Annotated in this window: 20 protein-coding genes; 13 read left to right on the top strand and 7 right to left on the bottom strand. The window is 69.3% G+C overall.

Annotation, left to right across the window (positions count from 1 at the left end; genetic code table 11):
• Positions 1 to 73 precede the first annotated feature (73 nt).
• From ctaD to HDA45_RS12455, 5 genes are all read left to right on the top strand, one after another.
• A complete protein-coding gene (ctaD, locus tag HDA45_RS12475) occupies positions 74 to 1852 on the top strand; it encodes an aa3-type cytochrome oxidase subunit I (protein ID WP_093937616.1) in 1779 nt (592 codons plus the stop codon).
• Positions 1853 to 1940: 88 nt separating this feature from the next.
• Positions 1941 to 3170, top strand: a complete 1230-nt coding sequence (serB, locus tag HDA45_RS12470; protein WP_184894842.1) for a phosphoserine phosphatase SerB — start codon at positions 1941 to 1943, stop codon at positions 3168 to 3170.
• Positions 3167 to 3925 (top strand): peptidyl-tRNA hydrolase, encoded by a 759-nt coding sequence (locus HDA45_RS12465; RefSeq protein ID WP_184894840.1) that lies wholly within the window; start codon positions 3167 to 3169, stop codon positions 3923 to 3925. Before serB ends, HDA45_RS12465 begins: the two co-directional genes overlap by 4 nt.
• Before the next feature lie 17 nt (positions 3926 to 3942).
• Entirely contained in the window at positions 3943 to 5694 is a 1752-nt protein-coding gene (locus tag HDA45_RS12460) for a serine/threonine-protein kinase (protein ID WP_184894837.1), read from the top strand.
• Between the two features lie 11 nt (positions 5695 to 5705).
• A complete protein-coding gene (locus HDA45_RS12455; protein ID WP_184894835.1) occupies positions 5706 to 6110 on the top strand; it encodes an OsmC family protein in 405 nt (134 codons plus the stop codon).
• Positions 6111 to 6164: 54 nt separating this feature from the next.
• Here the strand turns inward: HDA45_RS12455 and HDA45_RS12450 are convergent, their stop codons facing one another.
• From HDA45_RS12450 to HDA45_RS12440, 3 genes are all read right to left on the bottom strand, one after another.
• A complete protein-coding gene (locus tag HDA45_RS12450) occupies positions 6165 to 6518 on the bottom strand; it encodes a hypothetical protein (RefSeq protein WP_026466908.1) in 354 nt (117 codons plus the stop codon).
• A 57-nt stretch (positions 6519 to 6575) separates the two neighbouring features.
• The gene (locus HDA45_RS12445; RefSeq protein ID WP_184894833.1) at positions 6576 to 8633 is read right to left on the bottom strand and encodes a helicase C-terminal domain-containing protein; all 2058 of its coding nucleotides are present in this window, start codon (positions 8631 to 8633) and stop codon (positions 6576 to 6578) included.
• A gap of 125 nt (positions 8634 to 8758) precedes the next feature.
• Positions 8759 to 9367 (bottom strand): biotin transporter BioY, encoded by a 609-nt coding sequence (locus HDA45_RS12440; RefSeq protein WP_184894831.1) that lies wholly within the window; start codon positions 9365 to 9367, stop codon positions 8759 to 8761.
• Between the two features lie 153 nt (positions 9368 to 9520).
• On the opposite strand from HDA45_RS12440, the gene HDA45_RS12435 reads away from it, so the two are divergent.
• The gene (locus tag HDA45_RS12435; protein WP_184894829.1) at positions 9521 to 10186 is read left to right on the top strand and encodes a choice-of-anchor P family protein; all 666 of its coding nucleotides are present in this window, start codon (positions 9521 to 9523) and stop codon (positions 10184 to 10186) included.
• A gap of 201 nt (positions 10187 to 10387) precedes the next feature.
• On the opposite strand, the gene HDA45_RS12430 is transcribed toward HDA45_RS12435, so the two are convergent.
• The 3 genes from HDA45_RS12430 to HDA45_RS12420 are packed head-to-tail and all read right to left on the bottom strand — an operon-like array spanning position 10388 to position 12938.
• On the bottom strand, positions 10388 to 11041 hold the full coding sequence (locus HDA45_RS12430) for a bifunctional 4-hydroxy-2-oxoglutarate aldolase/2-dehydro-3-deoxy-phosphogluconate aldolase (protein ID WP_184894827.1): 654 nt from the start codon (positions 11039 to 11041) through the stop codon (positions 10388 to 10390).
• Complete coding sequence (locus HDA45_RS12425) at positions 11038 to 11613, bottom strand: isochorismatase family protein (protein ID WP_184894825.1); 576 nt, start codon at positions 11611 to 11613, stop codon at positions 11038 to 11040. Before HDA45_RS12425 ends, HDA45_RS12430 begins: the two co-directional genes overlap by 4 nt.
• 20 nt (positions 11614 to 11633) lie before the next feature.
• The gene (locus HDA45_RS12420; protein WP_184894823.1) at positions 11634 to 12938 is read right to left on the bottom strand and encodes a nicotinate phosphoribosyltransferase; all 1305 of its coding nucleotides are present in this window, start codon (positions 12936 to 12938) and stop codon (positions 11634 to 11636) included.
• Between the two features lie 74 nt (positions 12939 to 13012).
• Between HDA45_RS12420 and clpS the strand changes: the two genes are divergently transcribed.
• From clpS to HDA45_RS12385, 7 genes are all read left to right on the top strand, one after another.
• The gene (clpS, locus tag HDA45_RS12415; protein WP_076162504.1) at positions 13013 to 13312 is read left to right on the top strand and encodes an ATP-dependent Clp protease adapter ClpS; all 300 of its coding nucleotides are present in this window, start codon (positions 13013 to 13015) and stop codon (positions 13310 to 13312) included.
• Positions 13309 to 13866, top strand: a complete 558-nt coding sequence (locus HDA45_RS12410) for a DUF2017 domain-containing protein (protein WP_005165656.1) — start codon at positions 13309 to 13311, stop codon at positions 13864 to 13866. The genes clpS and HDA45_RS12410 overlap by 4 nt, the downstream gene beginning before the upstream one ends.
• Positions 13863 to 14855: a P1 family peptidase gene (locus HDA45_RS12405; RefSeq protein ID WP_184894821.1), complete on the top strand. Its 993-nt coding sequence runs from the start codon at positions 13863 to 13865 to the stop codon at positions 14853 to 14855. The genes HDA45_RS12410 and HDA45_RS12405 overlap by 4 nt, the downstream gene beginning before the upstream one ends.
• A gap of 71 nt (positions 14856 to 14926) precedes the next feature.
• The gene (locus tag HDA45_RS12400; RefSeq protein ID WP_343072057.1) at positions 14927 to 15334 is read left to right on the top strand and encodes a M67 family metallopeptidase; all 408 of its coding nucleotides are present in this window, start codon (positions 14927 to 14929) and stop codon (positions 15332 to 15334) included.
• 72 nt (positions 15335 to 15406) lie between these two features.
• On the top strand, positions 15407 to 15679 hold the full coding sequence (locus HDA45_RS12395; protein WP_034308802.1) for a MoaD/ThiS family protein: 273 nt from the start codon (positions 15407 to 15409) through the stop codon (positions 15677 to 15679).
• A 3-nt stretch (positions 15680 to 15682) separates the two neighbouring features.
• Entirely contained in the window at positions 15683 to 16633 is a 951-nt protein-coding gene (locus tag HDA45_RS12390; RefSeq protein ID WP_184894817.1) for a PLP-dependent cysteine synthase family protein, read from the top strand.
• A gap of 191 nt (positions 16634 to 16824) precedes the next feature.
• Positions 16825 to 17538 (top strand): aspartate/glutamate racemase family protein, encoded by a 714-nt coding sequence (locus tag HDA45_RS12385; protein WP_184894815.1) that lies wholly within the window; start codon positions 16825 to 16827, stop codon positions 17536 to 17538.
• Here HDA45_RS12385 and HDA45_RS12380 read toward each other — a convergent pair.
• Complete coding sequence (locus HDA45_RS12380) at positions 17499 to 18371, bottom strand: arylamine N-acetyltransferase family protein (protein ID WP_184894813.1); 873 nt, start codon at positions 18369 to 18371, stop codon at positions 17499 to 17501. The genes HDA45_RS12385 and HDA45_RS12380 overlap by 40 nt on opposite strands.
• Positions 18372 to 18440: the final 69 nt, after the last annotated feature.

Genomic DNA, 18440 nt, shown 5'->3' with positions numbered 1-18440 from the left:
CGCCGAAATGGGTCCCGAACCCGGCCGACGGCAGAACATTGACCACCACAAGGTTTGAGTGTTGGAGGCAGGAGTGACGGCCGTAGCCCCCAAGCCGATCGCCACGCGCCCGTACCCCGCGCGCGAGTCGGTTAAGGGTTCGTACCTGCTGCGGTTGTTCCGCACGACGGACCACAAGCAAATCGGCATCATGTACCTGGTCACGTCGTTCGCCTTCTTCATGGTGGGCGGCGCGATGGCGATGCTGATCCGCTCCGAGCTGGCGCGTCCCGGGCAGCAGTTCCTTTCGCAGGAGCAGTACAACCAGCTGTTCACGATGCACGGCACGATCATGCTGCTGCTGTACGCGACGCCGATCCTCTTCGGATTCGCGAACTTCGTGCTGCCGCTGCAGATCGGTTCGCCGGACGTCGCGTTCCCGCGGTTGAACGCGTTCTCGTACTGGCTGTACCTCTTCGGCGGCCTGATCGTGATGTCCGGCTTCCTGACGCCGGGTGGCGCCGCCGACTTCGGCTGGTTCGCCTACACCCCGCTGTCGGACGCCATCCACTCGCCCGGCGTCGGCGCCGACCTGTGGATCTCCGGTCTGGTGGTCTCGGGTCTCGGCACCATCCTCGGTGGCGTCAACATGATCACCACGGTGGTCTGCCTGCGCGCCCCCGGTATGACGATGTACCGGATGCCGATCTTCACCTGGAACATCCTGGTCACCAGCATCCTGATCCTGCTGGCGTTCCCGATCCTGACCGCGGCCCTGATGGGCCTGCTGGCGGACCGGCATCTCGGGGCGCATGTGTTCGACCCCGCGAACGGCGGCGTGATCCTCTGGCAGCATCTGTTCTGGTTCTTCGGCCATCCAGAGGTCTATATCGTGGCCCTACCGTTCTTCGGGATCGTGTCGGAGATCTTCCCGGTCTTCAGCCGCAAACCGATCTTCGGTTACAAGGGCCTGGTCTGGGCGACGCTGGCGATCGCCGCGCTTTCGGTGGCCGTGTGGGCGCACCACATGTACGCGACCGGCGCCGTGCTGCTGCCGTTCTTCTCCTTCATGACCTTCCTGATCGCGGTCCCGACGGGCGTGAAGTTCTTCAACTGGATCGGCACGATGTGGAAGGGCCAGCTGTCCTTCGAGACGCCGATGATCTTCTCGATGGGCTTCATCGTCACGTTCCTCTTCGGTGGTCTGACCGGCATCATGCTGGCCGCGCCGGCGATCGACTTCCACGTGTCGGACAGCTACTTCGTCGTCGCGCACTTCCACTACGTGCTCTACGGCACGATCGTGTTCGCCACGTTCGCCGGGATCTACTTCTGGTTCCCGAAGATCACCGGCCGCATGATGGACGAGAAGCTCGGCAAGTGGCACTTCTGGACCACGTTCATCGGCTTCCACGCCACGTTCCTGGTGCAGCACTGGCTCGGCGCCGAAGGTATGCCGCGGCGGTACGCGGACTACCTGCAGTCCGACGGCTTCACCACGCTGAACACGATCTCCACGATCGGCGCGTACATCCTCGGCGCCTCGACGCTGCCGTTCATCTGGAACGTCTTCAAGAGCTACCGGTACGGCGAGATCGTCACGGTGGACGACCCGTGGGGCTACGGCAACTCGCTCGAATGGGCGACGTCCTGCCCGCCGCCGCGGCACAACTTCACCGAGCTGCCGCGGATCCGGTCCGAGCGTCCGGCGTTCGAGCTGCACTACCCGCATATGGTCGAGCGCATCCACAAGGAGGGTGAGATCGGCTTCTTCGGGAAGCAGAAGGTCAACACCCACCGCGCGCCGTCCCAGGTGCTCACCGACGCGGCCATGCCGGGTGATCACTCCAAGGACAACGCCAGCGAGCAGTGACCCGATAAGCGGAAATGGCGCGTGCCCTGCCTCACACCGAGGCGCGGCACGCGCCTTTTTCGCGTCCGGCTAAGGAAGACTGAGGCCCGTGACGCAGACACCAGTTCTCATCACCACCACCGGTCCCGACAAACCGGGTGTGTCCTCGGTGCTGTTCGCCGTGCTGTCGCGCCACGACGTCGACGTCCTCGACGTCGAACAGGTGGTCATCAGAGGCCAGCTGGTGCTCGGCGTGCTCGCGGGCGTGTATCGCGACCCCGAAGGCCTGCAGGAATACGTCGAGCAGGCGATGGCGTCGGTCGGGATGGAGGTCGAGGTCAAGATCGGTTCGGCCATCGGCGCCGATCCGTTCGCCATCGGCCAGAAGGACTCGACGCATGTCCTGCTGATGCTCGGCCGCCCGGTGACCGCGAGGGCGTTCTCCGATGTCGCGCGCCGCCTCGCCGCGCTGGACGTCAACATCGACTCGATCCGCAGTGTCGCCGACTATCCGGTCACCGGGCTGGAGCTGTACGCCTCGCTCGCCCAGGACACCCCGGAGGCCGACGCCGCCTTGCGGACCGCGCTGGCCGACGCCGCCGTCGAGGCCGGGATCGACATCTCGATCGAGCGCGCCGGGCTCGCCCGCCGGGCCAAGCGGCTGGTCGTCTTCGACGTCGACTCCACGCTCATCCAGGGCGAGGTCATCGAGATGCTCGGCGCGCACGCCGGCGTCGAACCGCAGGTCCGCGAGATCACCGAGGCCGCGATGCGCGGCGAGCTGAACTTCGGCGAGTCGCTGGAGCGCCGGGTCGCACTGCTGGAAGGGCTGCCGGAGACGGTGCTCGACGAGGTCGCCGCGTCGATCGAGCTCACCCCCGGCGCGCGCACGACCATCCGCACGTTGAAGCGGATGGGCTTCCGCTGCGGGGTGGTTTCGGGCGGGTTCACCAAGATCATCCAGTCCCTCGTGGACGACCTCGGCCTTGACTTCGCCGCCGCGAACGAGCTAGAAGTGGTCGACGGCAAGCTCACCGGCCGGGTGGTCGGGGAGATCGTCGACCGCGCGGGCAAGGCGACGGCGCTGCGCCGGTTCGCCGAGGAGTACGAGATCTCGCTCCAGCAGTGCGTCGCGGTCGGCGACGGGGCGAACGACATCGACATGCTTTCGGTCGCCGGGATGGGCGTCGCCTTCAACGCGAAACCCGCGCTGCGCGAGGTCGCCGACACCGCGCTTTCGCACCCGTACCTCGACGCCGTGCTGTTCCTGCTCGGCGTCACCAGGTCCGAAATCGAGGCCGCGGACGCCGCCGACGGTCTCGAATACTCCCGGCCATGAGCGTGCTGGAGCCGCTGGCAGCGCGCTACGCGTACTGGCTGGGACTGCCCGCCGAAGACACGGTGGACACCTCCGACGAGGATCCCGCCGAGGTCCGCGCCATGCCGGTGATCCTGCGGATGGAACGCGCCGAACCGCCGTCCCGGACGGCTTTGCTGGAGGCAGCCGCGGCGGCCGCTGTCGCCGTCTGTCTCGACGAACGCGCCGAGCCCGAGGGCGAATGGCAGGAACCGCTCAAGGCGTGGGTCGACGGCCGGATCCGCAAGGTCGCCCGGCGGGCGCGCGGTGCGCATTGGCAGGCGGTCCAGGAGCTGCCGGGCGTCACGATCGAGGTCGACGGCGCCGAGGCGCGGGCCTTGCTCCCCGGCCTTGTCGTCGAGACGCCGAAAGAGGTCTCGCGACTCCAGATCTCCGGCAGTGAGCTCCCGGCCGACGAGCCCGGCCCCGCGCCGGAGGGGCTCCCACGGTTGCTGCTGAACCCCGAGGTCTCGATGACCGTCGGCAAGGGCTCCGCGCAGGTCGGGCACGCGACGATGATCCTGGCCTCGCTGCTGGACGGAGCCGAACGGGCGGCTTGGGCCGAGACCGGGTTCCGGTGCTCGGTGCGGACCCCGCCGGTCGCGATCTGGAAAGCGCTGTGCCCGGTCGAGGATCCCGAGGGCTCGTGGCGCCGCGACGGTGTCGTCGCGGTCCGGGACGCCGGTTTCACCGAAGTCGATCCCGGAACAGTCACGGTCATCGCCCAAAGGGCTTAACCTCCTATACTCCCCGCATGGGTGACCGGCTGATCGCCGGGCGCTACCGCTTGGAGGAGCGGATCGGCGCCGGGGGTATGGGCGTGGTCTGGCGTGCCACCGACCAGGACCTCGGGCGGGTCGTCGCCCTCAAACGTTCGCAGGTCGGGGACAGCGGCCAGATCCGGCGTGAGGCGCGGATCGGCGCGGGTCTGCACCATCCGAACGTGGTCACCGTGTTCGACGCCGTGATCGACGAAGACGACCGCTGGCTCGTCATGGAGTACCTGCCGTCGCGCAGCCTCGCCGACATCATCGACGCCGAGGGGCCGCTTTCACCCGGCAAGGTGGCGAAGATCGGTGTCCAGCTCGCCGCGGCGCTCGCGGCGATGCACGAGAAGGGCATGGTCCACCGCGACCTCAAACCGGGCAACGTCCTGGTGGCCGAGGACGGCACCGCCAAACTCACCGACCTCGGCATCGCGCAGTGGGCCGAGGTGACCCGGACCGGTGGCGGTCTCGACGTCGGGACTCCCGGTTACGTCGCCCCCGAGATGGCCGAAGGACAGCAGGCGGGCGCCGCCGCGGACGTGTTCTCGCTCGGCGCGACGCTGTTCGCCGCCGTCGAGGGCACTTCGGTGTGGGGAGATCCGAACGCGGGACCGTTCGTCCAGCTCCGGCGAGCGACGTCGTACACCCTGGAGCCGATCCGCCGGGCGGGCTCGCTGGCGCCCGTGCTGACCGAGTTGCTGCGGCGCAAACCCGCCGGGCGGCCGAACGCCGTCCGCGCCGCCGACCTGCTGGCCGAAGTCGCGGACGTCGACGTTCCGAAGCGCTCGCGACGGTTCCGGGTGACCAAGCGTGCCGTCGCGATCGGAGCCATCGCCGCGGTGGTCGTGCTGGTGGGAGGCCTGATCTTCGCCCTGAGGGAACCGGCGTCGATGGCGGCCGCCCCGCGTCCCGCCGATTCGGTCGGAGACCTGCGGACGGCGGATCCCTGTTCGCTGGTGGACCCTTCCGTGCTGCGGCAGTTCGGCACCCCCGAACTCGACACCGCCAACGGCAACTTCAACGCCTGCGGAATCCTGCTGCGTATGAGCCCCGACGACGGGGACATCGTCGACGTCCGGCTCGAGCTGACGTTTCCGGAAGCGCCGTTGCTGGAGAAGCCGGTGCCGGGACGGTTGAGCGTGCGCGAGGTGGTGGGCAAACCCGAAGAGAAGTGCGAGCGGGTCATCCCGCTGCCGGACGGCAACCAGGTCTGGGTGCACGCCAAGCACATCCAGGACTGGCACGCCCACTTGTGCGACTACGTCGATCCGGTGGCCGTGCACGCGGCGGCCGTGCTGAACCGGGAACCGATCAAGCGCCGTCCCGGCCCCTTCGCCGCGGGGACGCTCGGGAGTCTCGACGCCTGCGCGCTGGGCGGTGATCTGCCGAAGGAGATCGTCGGTGGCCCGGCCGAGCCGGATCCGGTCTTCGGCAATTGGGAGTGCTACTGGAACCATCGCGACATGCAGGTGGCGATCCGGTTCGAACGGGAGTGGGCGCCGTTCGAGGACGACGGCGCCCGTGTCGTTCTCGGATCGCGGGAGGCGTTCGTCGAGATCGCGCCCGACTGGGAGGCTTGCCAGGCCGAGATCCCGCACCGGACCTTCTTCGGCAATGGTCGCGCCATGATCGAGACGGTGGAAATCTACGTCTCGGACAAGGTCAAGAAGCCGCAGGAGATGTGCCCGGCGGCGGAACGGCTGGCCAAGGGCATCGCGCCGAGGCTGCCGTCACTCTGAAAGGGAAAATCGTGTCTTTGGAAGTCCAGCGCGACGGCGAGCACCGCTTCATCGGCCGCAACGAACGCGGTGCCGAGGTCGTGATCGGCCGCAAGGGCGCGGAGGGCGCCTTCTCGCCCGCCGAACTGCTCCAGATCGCGGCGGCGGGCTGCTCGGCCGTCACCGCCGAGAACCTCATCACGCGCCGGATCGGGGAGGACTCGAAGTTCCGGGTCGGCGTGACAGCGGATCAGCGCGAAGGCGCTTCGGAACTCGACGCCGTCCACGTGGCCTTCGACGTCGACGTGTCTTCTCTCGCCGCGGAGGACCGGGAGGCGCTGGCTGTCGCGGTGGACCGCGCCATCGAGCGGCTGTGCACGGTGAGCCGGACGTTGAAGAAGGGCATCCCCGTCACCGAGAGCTTCCCGACCGAGTAGACGACGTGAAGGGAGCTTTCCCCGCGTGTCATGCGGCGAAAGCTCCCTTCAGCTCTAGTGCTTGGCGGCGTGGCCTTCGGAGCTCCACACCACGTACGCCTCGTCGGCGTCGGTGGTCATGGCCTCGATGAACTTCTCGTTGTCGAAGCCGGGCAGCGTCTGCAGCCGCTCGATCAGCGCGTCGGCGGCCGGGTCGCCGCTGGGGATCGCGGTGCCCTTCCCGTCGGCGCCGGCGAGCATGAAGAAGACGTCTTCCTTCCACGGGCCTTCAGGGATCACTCTGACCACCACCGCGGACAGCTCGGACCACGTGACGGCTTCCTCGCTTCCGTCCGCGAGCTGGCGCCGCACCCCGGTGTCATCGACGCTGACCGTCCGGGATTGTGCGTTGGGCGACTCGTGGGACAACCGGTTCTCCCTGTCTTCGGCGTTCCGTTTACGGTACTCGGCCGTGTTCCAGGCCACTCAGGCCGGGGCGGCGGCGTCGAGGCGGCGCAGCGCGTCGCGGGCGACCTTCGGGTCCATGGTCGGCCAGAACGGCGGCAGCGAGGCACGCAGGAATCCGCCGTAGCGGGCGGTGGCCAGCCGCGAATCCAGGATCGCCACGACACCGCGATCGCTGACCGACCGGTGCAGGCGTCCGGTGCCCTGTGCCAGCAGCAGCGCGGCGTGCGTGGCCGCGACGGTGAGGAAACCGTTGCCACCCCTGGCTTCCACGGCTCGCTGCCGCGCGGACGAGACCGGATCGTCCGGACGCGGGAACGGGATGCGATCGACCACCACGAGCTGGAGCGACGGACCGGGCACGTCGACGCCCTGCCACAGCGACAGCGTGCCGAACAGGCAGGTGCGCGCGTCCTCGGAGAACTTCTGCACCAGCAGGCCGGTGGAATCGTCGCCCTGACACAGGATCGGCAGGTCGAGCCGCTCCCGCATCTCCTCGGTGGCCTGCTTCGCCGCGCGCATCGAGGAGAACAGGCCGAGTGTGCGCCCGCCCGCGGCCTCGATCAGCTCGGCCAGCTCGTCCATCGTCGAGGGCTGCAGCCCGTCCCTGCCCGGCGGCGGCAGGTGTTTGGCCAGGTAGAGGATGCCGTTGCGCTTGTGGTCGAACGGGGAGCCGACGTCGAGGCCCGTCCACTTCGGGCCGTCGCTGTCGTCACTGTCGGCGGGGGCGGCCTTGTCGGTCGCCGTACCCGGTGACTTCTCGACCCTGGCCCCGCCGGGCGGGAGCCCCCACTGCCGGGCCATGGTGTCGAAAGTGCCGCCCAGGGTCAGCGTCGCCGACGTGAGGACGGTCGTGTGCTGGTTGAAGACCCGCTCCCGCAGCAGCCCCGCGACACCGAGCGGGGCGACCTTCAGCGCGGGCGGACGCGGGTTCGTGGAGAAGCGGTCCCCGGTCAGCCAGACGACGTCACGCTGATGCGCCTTGTCGTCGTCGAAGGCTTCGAGGAGCCGGACCGCGGTGTCGTGGACCTCTTCGAGCAGCGATCGCGCGAGTTTCCGGGCGGTGGCCTCGTCGACGTCTTCCTTGCGGTCCTTGCCGAGCGAGGTGAGGCAGCGGTGCGCGGCGTCGCGGACGGCGGGGATCGCGCCGTTGAGGGCCTGCGGCAGCGAGTCCATGCGCCCCGACGGCATGTCGTCGAGGATCAGGGCCAGCCCGTCGCTCGCCTCGAGCAGCTGATCGGCCACTTCGTCGTCGACCAGTTTCCCGCAGCGCCGGGCGGCCGCGGAGACCATCCCGCTGGTCAGCTCGCCCGTCGCCACGGACGTCACGCGGTCGACCAGGTCGTGCGCCTCGTCGATGATCACCAGGTCGTGATCGGGGAGCACCTGGTAGCCCTGCAACGCGTCGATCGCCAGCAGCGCGTGGTTGGTGACCACGACGTCGGCCTTGCCCGCCTCGGCACGGGACCGCTCGGCGAAGCAGTCCGTGCCGATGGGACACCGCGAGGCGCCGAGGCATTCCCTGGCCGTGACGGAAACCTGGCGCCACGCCTGATCCGAGACGCCGGGGACCAGCTCGTCGCGATCGCCGGTTTCGGTGTCGGACGACCATTCCCGCAGCCGTGTGACCTCCTTGCCCAGCCGGGAGACGGCGAACGGATCGAACAGCTGCTGGTCTTCCGGCTCGTCCGGGGCGCCGGAATCGAGCCGGTGAAGGCAGAGGTAGTTACGGCGGCCCTTGAGGATCGCGAAGGTGGGCTCGCGGCCGAGGGGCTTCTTCAGTGCCTTCGCCAGCCGGGGGAGGTCACGATCGACCAGCTGGCGCTGCAGGGCGATGGTGGCCGTGGAGACGACGACGGTGGCCTCTTTCTCGACCGCGTGCCGGATCGCGGGAACGAGGTAGGCCAACGACTTCCCGGTGCCGGTGCCCGCCTGGACGGCCAGGTGCTCGCCGGTGCGGATGGCGCGGCCGACGGCGTCCGCCATCTGGACCTGGCCCTCGCGCTCGGCACCGCCCACGGACTCGACCGCGTGGGTCAGGAGTTCGAGGACACCGGGGAAATCAGCACGGGAGGGCACGGGACAAGACGATAGCCGGGCCCACCGTCAAGATCGTCCGCCCCGTGCGATGAGGGGGCTTTTCGAGGCGGAATCCGCCTCGAAAAGCCCCCTCATCACGGCTGGGGCGAGCGTGAAAGGACCGGTCACGCGTCCTTGCTGCTGTACTTGTCTCCACTGAATCGGGAAACCAGCGCCCAGGTGCCGGGAAGCAGCGCCGCCGCCACGGCGATCTTCAGCGCGTCCCCGATCAGGAACGGCACGACACCCTTTTCGAGCGCCGTCGACAGGCCGAAGCCGGTCGAGGCCATCAGCCACGGCACACCGATCGAGTAGATGACGAGGTTGCCCAGCACCATCGTCCCCGCCGTGCGCAGCGGCGTACGGTCCCCGCCGCGGCCGGCGAGCGCGCCCACCAGGGCGCCGGCGAAGACGAACCCGACGATGTAGCCGGCGCTGGCGCCGAAGAGACCCGACGAGCCGTTCTGGAACCAGCCGAAACCGGCCGCGCCGACGGCGAGGTACAGCGCCATCGACAGCGCGCCGCGCTTCCAGCCCAGCGCCGCGCCGACGAACAGGGCGGCGAACGTCTGGCCGGTCATCGGCACCGGCGAGCCGGGCACCGGGATCAGGATCTGCGCGGCCGCACCGGTCAGGGCGGCACCGCCGGCGACCAGGACCGCGTCACGGACCAGTGCGCCGGGAACGAGGTCGGCGAGAACCGGACGGTGGCCGGCCACAGACAGCGAAGACACTCAGACCTCCTATGAGTACACGAATGTGAACCGAGGTTAACGCCAGACGACGGGCCGCGGACCGAATGTCGGCCACCTCACGGTCATCGCCGGTCCACTCGTCCGGGTGGCGTGGACCTGCGCCGGTCAGGCTCTTGGGAGAGGCTGCCGGACATGAAGAAACTCGGTTCGAGGCTGTTGTCGGTGACGATCCTGACCGGGGCGCTGGTGACGGGGGGCCCGGCGATCGCCTCGGCCGACGCGGCACCCGCGACGGCGTCGGCGTCGGTCGGGTCTCTCGACGTGGAGATCGGCGACGAGCACGTGGTCACCGGCGAACTCGCGCCGTGCGATGTGGACGGCCCTCTGACCGCGACGACCAAGGGCGGGTCCACCGGCGACTTCGCCCGATTCGGCGGTGGTGAGTCGCGCTGCGGCCGGAACGGTGCGGTGGCCATCGCCGAGGCGGCCGGGCGGCGGTTCGAGACCAGCCTGCTCAAACGCTTCGGCGGCCCGGTGATCAAGGTCCGCACGTTCATGGCGAAATGCAGTACCACCAAGGACGGCAGCCTCGGCTACATCGAGTTCGGCGATGTCACCGGGTTCACGCTGCCGGAGAACATCCCGCAGAACTACCGGCTGACCATCGCCGGCGGCAAGGGCGGGACGGCGCTGGCGTCGCTCACGGTCAACGAGACCGTCACGCCGACGCCGCCCGATGGGAGCCTCGTGACGCACATGCTGCACATCAAGCTGTTCCCGCAGGGCGGCGGACCGGCGAAGGGCGACATCTACCTCGGCACCGCGCGCTGCGACCCCTACGGCAAGAAGAAGCCCTGACACCTCGCATCCAGAGGACTAAATGAGGGGTGACGCAAACCTGTCCTGTCGGGGGCAAGGTCCGTGAAGGACCCCTTCCCTACGCTCAAGGTAGGAAACTCGACCTTCACACCTTCCCCAGTACATGAAGGACCCCTTCACTGCGCTAGACGCAATGAAGGGGTCCTTCATGTACTGGGGTCAGGGCTCCGCAGAAGGAGCTCAGACGCGCGAGACGTACTTCGCGGCCGCGGCGACGAACTCGCCCGCCCGGGTCGCGAGGTCGGTCAGCGACCCGCCCGGAGTGAGCGCGTCACCGAGCAGCGGAGTGGCCGCCGCGACGGCGATCGAACCCGACTCGAGGTACTTCGCGACGTCGGCGAGGTGCACGCCGCCTGTCGGGACGAGCGGGATGTCCGGCATCGGCGCCCGGATCGCCCGCAGGTAGGCGACCCCGCCGACGGCGGCGACCGGGAACACCTTCACCGCCGCCGCGCCGAGGCGCCAGGCCTGGTCGATCTCGGTCGGCGTCAGCGCGCCGCAGACCACCGGCAGCCCGCGTTCGTGCGCGCGTTCGAGCACCAGCGGGTTCACCGTCGGCGTGACCAGGAACGTCGCGCCCGCGTCCGCCGCGATGTCCACATCGGACGGTTCACGGACGCTCCCGGCGCCGATGTGCGCTTCGTCGCCGAGCTTCTTGCGGATGACCGCGATGGCGTCCGGGGCGCCTGGAGTGGTCAAAGCCGCTTCTAGCACCCGCACCCCCGCCGCGTGCAGCACGGTGGCGGCGTCGGCGAAGCGGCCGGCGTCCACGGCCCGCAGGATCGCGATGAGCCGGTTTTCGATCAGGGTGTCCTGGAGGTCGTGCTGGATCATGCGGCGGGGACCGGCGCCGTTCCGGTGTAGGTCACGCCGGCCTCGTCGAAGTCCTTGAGCGCCGCGTCGACCGTCGGCTGCGAACCGCCGACAGTGAGGTCCAGCAGCACCCGGACGGTGAAGCCCGCCTTCGCCGCGTCGAGCGCCGTCGCGCGCACGCAGAAGTCGGCCGCGATGCCGACGACGTCGACCTCGGTGACGTCGCGCTCCTTCAGCCAGGCGTCGAGCGTCTTGCCGTCGCGCGCGTTGCCCTCGAAGCCGGAGTACGCGGCGGTGTACTCGCCCTTGGAGAAGACCTCGCTGATCGGGACCACGTCGAGCGCGGGGTGGAACGACGCGCCCGAGGTGCCCGCGACGCAGTGCCGCGGCCAGCTGTCCTTGAAGTCCGGCGTCTCGCTGAAGTGGTCGCCCGGGTCGATGTGGTAGTCGCGGGTGGCGACGACGTGCGCGTAACCGCCCTCGGCGGCCTGCTTGGAGATCGCTTCGGCGGCGGCGGCGCCACCGGGCAGGCCGAGCGACCCGCCCTCGCAGAAGTCGTTCTGCACATCGACCACGATCAAGGCGGTCCCCATGTGTTGCTCCTGAGTTCTCTTTAGACGAATACGGTCGGGATGGCCGGCTCACCGTGCGAAAGCTTGAGGCCTTCCCACGGCAGGCTCACCAAAGCCCGTCGCAGCCGCTGGCGCGCGTCGTCCAGCGTGGGCAAATCATCCACCGTCCGGCCGTCCCGGACCAGCGGTATCTGCAATTCGTGGTCGTCCGGTCCCCGTTCCGGTACCGCCGAGGCGGCGGTCCAGATCACCTCTTCGACGGCGGTACCCGTGCCGCGGTGCCGTCGCAGCGCGGATTTCCGGCCGCCGCGGGACTCCTTGTGCGCGCTGCGCTTGGCGACCGGCTTGCCGTCGACCTCGACGAGTTTGTAGACCATCCCGGCGGTCGGCGCCCCGGAGCCGGTGACGACCGACGTCCCGACGCCGTACGCGTCGACGGGTTCCGCCCGCAGCGCCGCGATCGCGTGTTCGTCGAGGTCGCCGGACACCACGATGCGGGTGTCCTTCGCCCCGAGGGCGTCCAGCTGCTCACGGGCCTTGCGCGCCAGCGGGCCGACGTCGCCGGAGTCGATGCGGATCGCGCCGAGTTCGGTCCCGGCCACCCGGACGGCCGTTTCGATGCCCTTGGTGATGTCGTAGGTGTCCACCAGGAGCGTGGTGTCGGTGCCCATCTTGTCCACCTGCGCGCGGAACGCCTCTTCTTCGCTGTCGTGCAGCAACATGAAGGCGTGCGCGACGGTGCCCCGCGTCGGGATGCCGTAGCGGCGGCCCGCCTCGAGGTTGGACGTCGTGGCGAAACCGGCGAGGTACGCGGCCCGCGCGGCGGCGACGGCGGCCCACTCGTGCGTGCGGCGCCCGCCCATCTCGATGATCGGCCTGCCGTGCGCGGCGCCCGACATCCGCGCGGCGGCGGACGCGATCGCGCTGTCGTGGTTGAGGATCGAGAGGATCAGCGTTTCCAGCACGACGGCGTCGCCGAAGGAGCCGGTGACGGTCAGGATCGGGGAGCCGGGGAAGTAGAGCTCGCCCTCGGCGTAACCGTCGATGTTCCCCGAGAAGGAGTAGTCCGCGAGCCACGAAAGGGTGGCGTCGTCGACGACGGCCGTCGCTTCCAGCTGGCTCAGCTCGGCGTCGGTGAACCGGAAGTCCGCGATCGAGTCGAGGACCCGGCCGGTGCCCGCGACGACGCCGTAGCGGCGGCCGTCGGGTAGTCGACGTGCGAAGACCTCGAAGACACACGGCCTGTCCGCGGTCCCGTCCGCCAGGGCGCTGGCCAGCATGGTCAGCTCGTAATGGTCGGTGAGCAACGCGGTGCCGGCGCCAGTGGCCGCCTCGGGGAAACCCATGGTGCCAGCCTATTCACCCACATGGCCGGACCTGCCAACCCGTACCGGGTTGGGCCCGTGACACCATGGAGTGCATGTCCACGCCTGTCGCATCCGAGCAGACGCAGGTTGATCCACAGGGAGTAGAAGTCGTCTCTGAGGACAATCCCTGGCGGACGGTCGTCTGGAACGATCCGGTGAACCTCATGTCGTACGTGACGTACGTGTTCCAGAAGCTGTTCGGTTACAGCCGGGACCACGCGACGAAGCTGATGCTCGACGTGCACCAGAAGGGCAAGGCGATCGTGTCCTCCGGTTCCAAGGAGAAGGTGGAGACCGACGTCGCGAAACTGCACGCGGCCGGCCTCTGGGCCACGATGGAGCAGCCTTCATGAACGGATGGCGCCGCAAGGGCGAAACCATTGTCGCCGGGTTCGAGCAGCAGGAGGCCGCGGTCTTGCGCGGTCTGGTCAGCCAGCTGGAGGACATGCTCACCGCGCGCGCCGAGGAGGCGCCGCAGGACGAGCTGGCGGAGCTGACCGGCATCCGCACCGGCCCGACGGAGTCGCCGGACGATCCGGTGCTCTCACGGCTGCTGCCGGACTTCCACAAACTGGACCCGGACAACCCGACCCGCGAGGACATCGACTCGGCCGCCGCGATGCGGTCGCTCCACGAGCCCGATCTGCTGGACAAGAAGGTCGGCGTCGCCAAGATCGTGCTGGACACCCTGCCGAGGGACGGCGGGAACGTGCGGCTGACCTTCGAGCAGGCCGACGCGTGGCTCGGCGCGCTCAACGACGTCCGGCTGGCGCTGGGCACCGCGCTCGACGTCACCGAGGACATGCCCGACGAGCTTCCCGAGGACGATCCCCGCGCCCCGCACCTCGGCGTCTACCACTGGCTGACCTGGGTGCAGGAGACCCTCATCCAGTCGCTGACATCGTGATCACCGACGTTCCCGGAGTGCTCGTCGGGCATCACGAGCGGGTCGGTGACGGCTGGGCGACCGGGACGACGGTCGTGCTGGTCCCCGGCGGCGCGGTCGGGGCGGTCGACCAGCGCGGCGGCGCGCCCGGTACCCGGGAGACCAACCTGCTGGAGCCGGAGAACCTGGTCCAGCACGTCAACGCGATCTGCCTGTCCGGCGGGAGCGCGTACGGGCTGGCGGCGGCGGACGGCGTCATGCGCTGGCTCGCCGAGCGGAACCTGGGGATACCGGTCGGGACGCGGCCGCACGAGGTGGTGCCGATCGTGCCCGCCGCGGTGCTGTTCGACCTCCCGCGCGGTGACTGGGGCAACCGTCCGGACGCTTCTTTCGGTTACGCGGCCTGCGAAGCGGCCAAGGCCGGTCCGGTGCCGCTGGGGACCGTCGGAGCGGGCGCCGGGGCGAAGGCGGGATCACTCAAAGGTGGGATCGGGACGGCCTCGGAGCGGGTCGGGGAGTTCACGGTCGGCGTCGTCGCGGCGGTGAACGCCGCCGGAGAGGCCGTCGACCTCTCGACCGGCCGCGCGTTCGCCGCGGATCACGAGGTCGACGGCGAGTTCGCCGTCCGCTGGCCCGACCGGCCCGGCGACGTCGAGGCGAAGGCCGCCGGGCTCAACACGACGATCGGCGTGGTCGCCGTCGACGCGGCGCTGTCCAAAGCGGAGGCGCGACGGCTCGCGGTGGCCGCGCAGGACGGTCTCGCCAGGGCTGTCCGCCCGGCGCACACGATGTTCGACGGCGACACGGTGTTCGCGCTGGCGACCGGCGACCGGGAACTCCCCGGCGGCGCGGGCCCGGTCGCGGCGACGCGGCGGGCGGCCGTGCTGGACACGCTGTGCTCGGCGGCCGCGCGGGTGTTCGGGCGCGCGATGGTGCACGGAGTGCTGCACGCCACTTCGGCCGGTGGCATGCGTGCCTACCGCGACGTCTGGCCCGAAGCGCTCTCCTGAACGAGCGTGGGTTCGAGTGGCCGCAATCTCAGAGTATGGACCGGCCGCGTCCAGCACCTAAGATGTGCGATGTGCTCCGGATCCGCCGTGAACTCGTCGACGAGATCGTCGCCCATGCCCGCCGTGACCATCCCGATGAGGCGTGCGGGGTGATCGCCGGTCCGCAAGGGTCGGACAGCCCCGAGCGGTACATCCCGATGCTGAACGCGGCCCGCTCGCCCACGTTCTACGAATTCGACTCGGGTGATCTGCTCAAGCTCTACCGCGAGATGGACGCCAACGACGAGGTCCCGGTGGTCATCTACCACTCGCACACCGCGACCGACGCCTATCCGTCACGCACCGATGTCTCGTACGCCTCGGAACCCGACGCGCATTACGTGCTCGTCTCCACCAAGGACCCCGATTCGCACCAGTTCCGGTCTTACCGGATCGTGGACGGGGAGATCACCGAGGAGCCCGTCGAGATCACCGGCTGAACCCCGGTCCCGGAATAACCCGGGCCGGACCGAACGTCTGCGTAGTAGAGAACCCACCGGAGGTAGAAAACCATGGCCGTGACCGTGTCCATCCCGACCATCCTGCGTACGCACACCGGCGGCGAGAAGTCCGTCGAGGCGAGCGGCAAGACCGTGCTCGAGGTGATCGACGACATCGAGTCCCGCCACGGCGGCCTCAAGGCCCGCCTGGTCAAGGAAGAGAAGCTGCACCGTTTCGTCAACGTCTACGTCAACGACGAGGACGTCCGCTTCTCCGGTGGTCTCGAGGCCGAGGTCAAGGACGGCGACACCCTGACCATCCTGCCCGCCGTGGCCGGTGGCTGATCGATGGCTCGCTTCGAGTCGCTGCTCGACGCGCTCGGCGGCACCCCGCTGGTCGGCCTTCCCCGGCTTTCGCCCACCCACGACGTGCGGTTGTGGGCGAAGCTGGAGGATCGCAACCCGACCGGTTCGATCAAGGATCGCCCCGCGCTGGCGATGATCGAGGCCGCCGAGCGTGAAGGCACCCTCCGGCGTGGCTCCACGATCCTGGAGCCGACGTCGGGCAACACCGGGATCGCGCTCGCCATGGCCGCGAAGCTCAAGGGCTACGGCCTGGTGTGCGTCATGCCGGAGAACACCTCCACCGAACGCAAGCAGCTGCTGCAGGCGTACGGCGCGCGGATCGTCTTCTCCCCGGCCGCGGGCGGGTCCAACGAGGCCGTGCGCCGGGCGAAGGAACTGGCCGAAGCCAACCCGGAATGGGTCATGCTCTACCAGTACGGCAACCCGGCCAACGCCGAGGCGCACTACCGCGGCACCGGGCCCGAACTGCTCAAGGACCTGCCGACGCTGACCCATTTCGTGGGCGGCCTCGGCACCACCGGCACCCTGGTCGGTGTCGGGCGCTACCTGCACGAGGCGAAGCCGGACGTGCAGATCATCGCGGCCGAGCCGCGCTACGGCGAGCTGGTGTACGGCCTGCGGAACCTCGACGAAGGCTTCGTCCCGGAGCTTTACGACGCGAGCGTGCTCAACGGCCGCTTCTCCGTCGGCGCCTACGACGCGCTGCGCAGGACTCGTGAGCTGCTGGAGCACGAAGGCATCTTCGCGGGGATTTCGACCGGTGCCGTCCTGCACGCGGCGCTGGCCGTCGCCGAGAAGGCCGCGGCTTCGGGGAAGCCGGCCGACGTGGCCTTCGTGGTCGCGGACGCGGGATGGAAGTACCTCTCGACGGGCGCCTACTCCGGCTCGCTCGACGAAGCGGCCGAAAGGCTCGACGGGCAGCTCTGGGCCTGACCTCACGAGACCCATCGCCGAACCGGTCGCGCTGGCACGATGGCGGTATGAAGGCCTCCTTCGCTGCGCTAGACGCAGTGAAGGAGGCCTTCACGTACTTGCAAGCCGGAGCTGACTCGGTGCTTTCGCGTGACTGAGCGGACGGCATCTGTGATCAGACGGACGACACATGTGACTGGACGGACGACACCATGAAGGTCATCGGGTTGCTGGGCGGGATGAGCTGGGAATCGTCGGCCGAGTACTACCGGCTGGTCAACGAGCGCGTGCGTGAGCTGCGCGGCGGGTTCCACTCCGCGCGCACCGTGCTCTACTCCGTGGACTTCGCCGAAATCGAAGCGATGCAGGCCGAAGGCCGCTGGGACGACGCCGGGCGCGAACTGAACCGAGCCGCGCGCGGCCTCGAAGCCGCCGGAGCGGACTTCGTCGTCCTGTGCACCAACACGATGCACAAGGTCGCCGACCAGCTCACCGACGGCCTCGGCATCCCGCTGCTGCACCTCGCCGACGCCACGGCCACCGCGATCAAAGCGGGGAACCTCGGGCGCGTCGGTCTGCTGGGCACCGGCTTCACCATGGCCCAGCCGTTCTACCGCGAACGTCTGGCGGCGCACGGCCTTGACGTGCTCGTGCCGGACGAAGCCGATCGCGAGACGGTGCACCGGGTCATCTACGACGAGCTCGTCCACGGCGTCGTCACCGACGAGTCGCGCGAGCGGTACCGCGAGGTCATCGCGCGGATCGTGGCCGCCGGGGCGGAGGGTGTCATCTACGGGTGCACCGAGATCGAACTGCTCGTCGGCCCCGAGGACAGTCCGGTGCCCACGTTCCCGACCACCAGGCTGCACGCCGAAGCGGCCGTGGACTACGCGCTCGGCAAGACCTCTCTCCCTCCCCCGACGTGACTTTCGTGCTGGGAGACGGCCTGCCGCCACAGCCTGTCCTGTTCTTCACCGGTGAATCCACCGCGTGGCACGCCGAAGACGTCCTCGATCGCCGTCCACCACTCGGCCGGTGACTCCAGCACCGTTTTGCCGCCCGGCAGACGGCTCAAAGTCAGCGCGCGCAGCGAGTCGACACCCGCCGCGTCCCGCCGTTGCAGCACGAGCGTGCGGACGAACCCGGAACTCCCCGACGTGGACAGCTCGACGTGCTTCTCGGCGAAGTCCGGCATCACGGCCGTCTCCGGCGCGAAATCCATGCCGACGAAGCTGCCCTGCCGGTCGTGGTCGAACCGCCAGCCGCCGGGCGTGACCTCCGACTCCCGCACGCGGAACGCCAGCGGCCCCTGTTTGTACTCGCCTTCACGCAGCGGGAGCGGCTCGTGGATGCCGTCGCCGAGCCCCACGTCGACGAACCAGCTCGTTTCCGGTGTCTCCGCCAGCCCGGAAACGGTCAGCGGCAGGTGGTTGAGGTGGATCCCGGCCTCCTCACCATGGCCCTGCACCCCGCCCGGATGCCGCGTGACCCGGTAGCCGAGCGCCGTAAGCAGCGCCGAGAACGCGCCGTTGAGGTGATAGCAGTAGCCACCGCGACCGGCGGCGATCCGGCCGAACGAAACCGACGGATCCAAGGAGGTCACCCGGCCCAGCTGGACTTCCAAGTCTTCGTACGGCACCCGTTCCACATGTGCGGCGTGCAGCCGGAAGAGCGCGCCGAGGCTCGGCGGCTCGTGCTCGAGGGCGAGTCGCGCGAGGTAGGCCGGCACGTCGACGTGCTCGGAAGAAGAGATCCCCATGCGACCGACCGTAGCGTTCACCACCGACAAATCAGGGTTCTCACGGAGGCGATCCCGCCGATCCGCGTC

The sequence above is a fragment of the Amycolatopsis umgeniensis genome (genome assembly GCF_014205155.1).
Taxonomy (GTDB): Bacteria; Actinomycetota; Actinomycetes; order Mycobacteriales; family Pseudonocardiaceae; genus Amycolatopsis; species Amycolatopsis umgeniensis.
The sequence above is the reverse complement of the archived record's forward strand: the minus strand, read 5'-3'. Positions and strand labels throughout refer to the sequence as shown.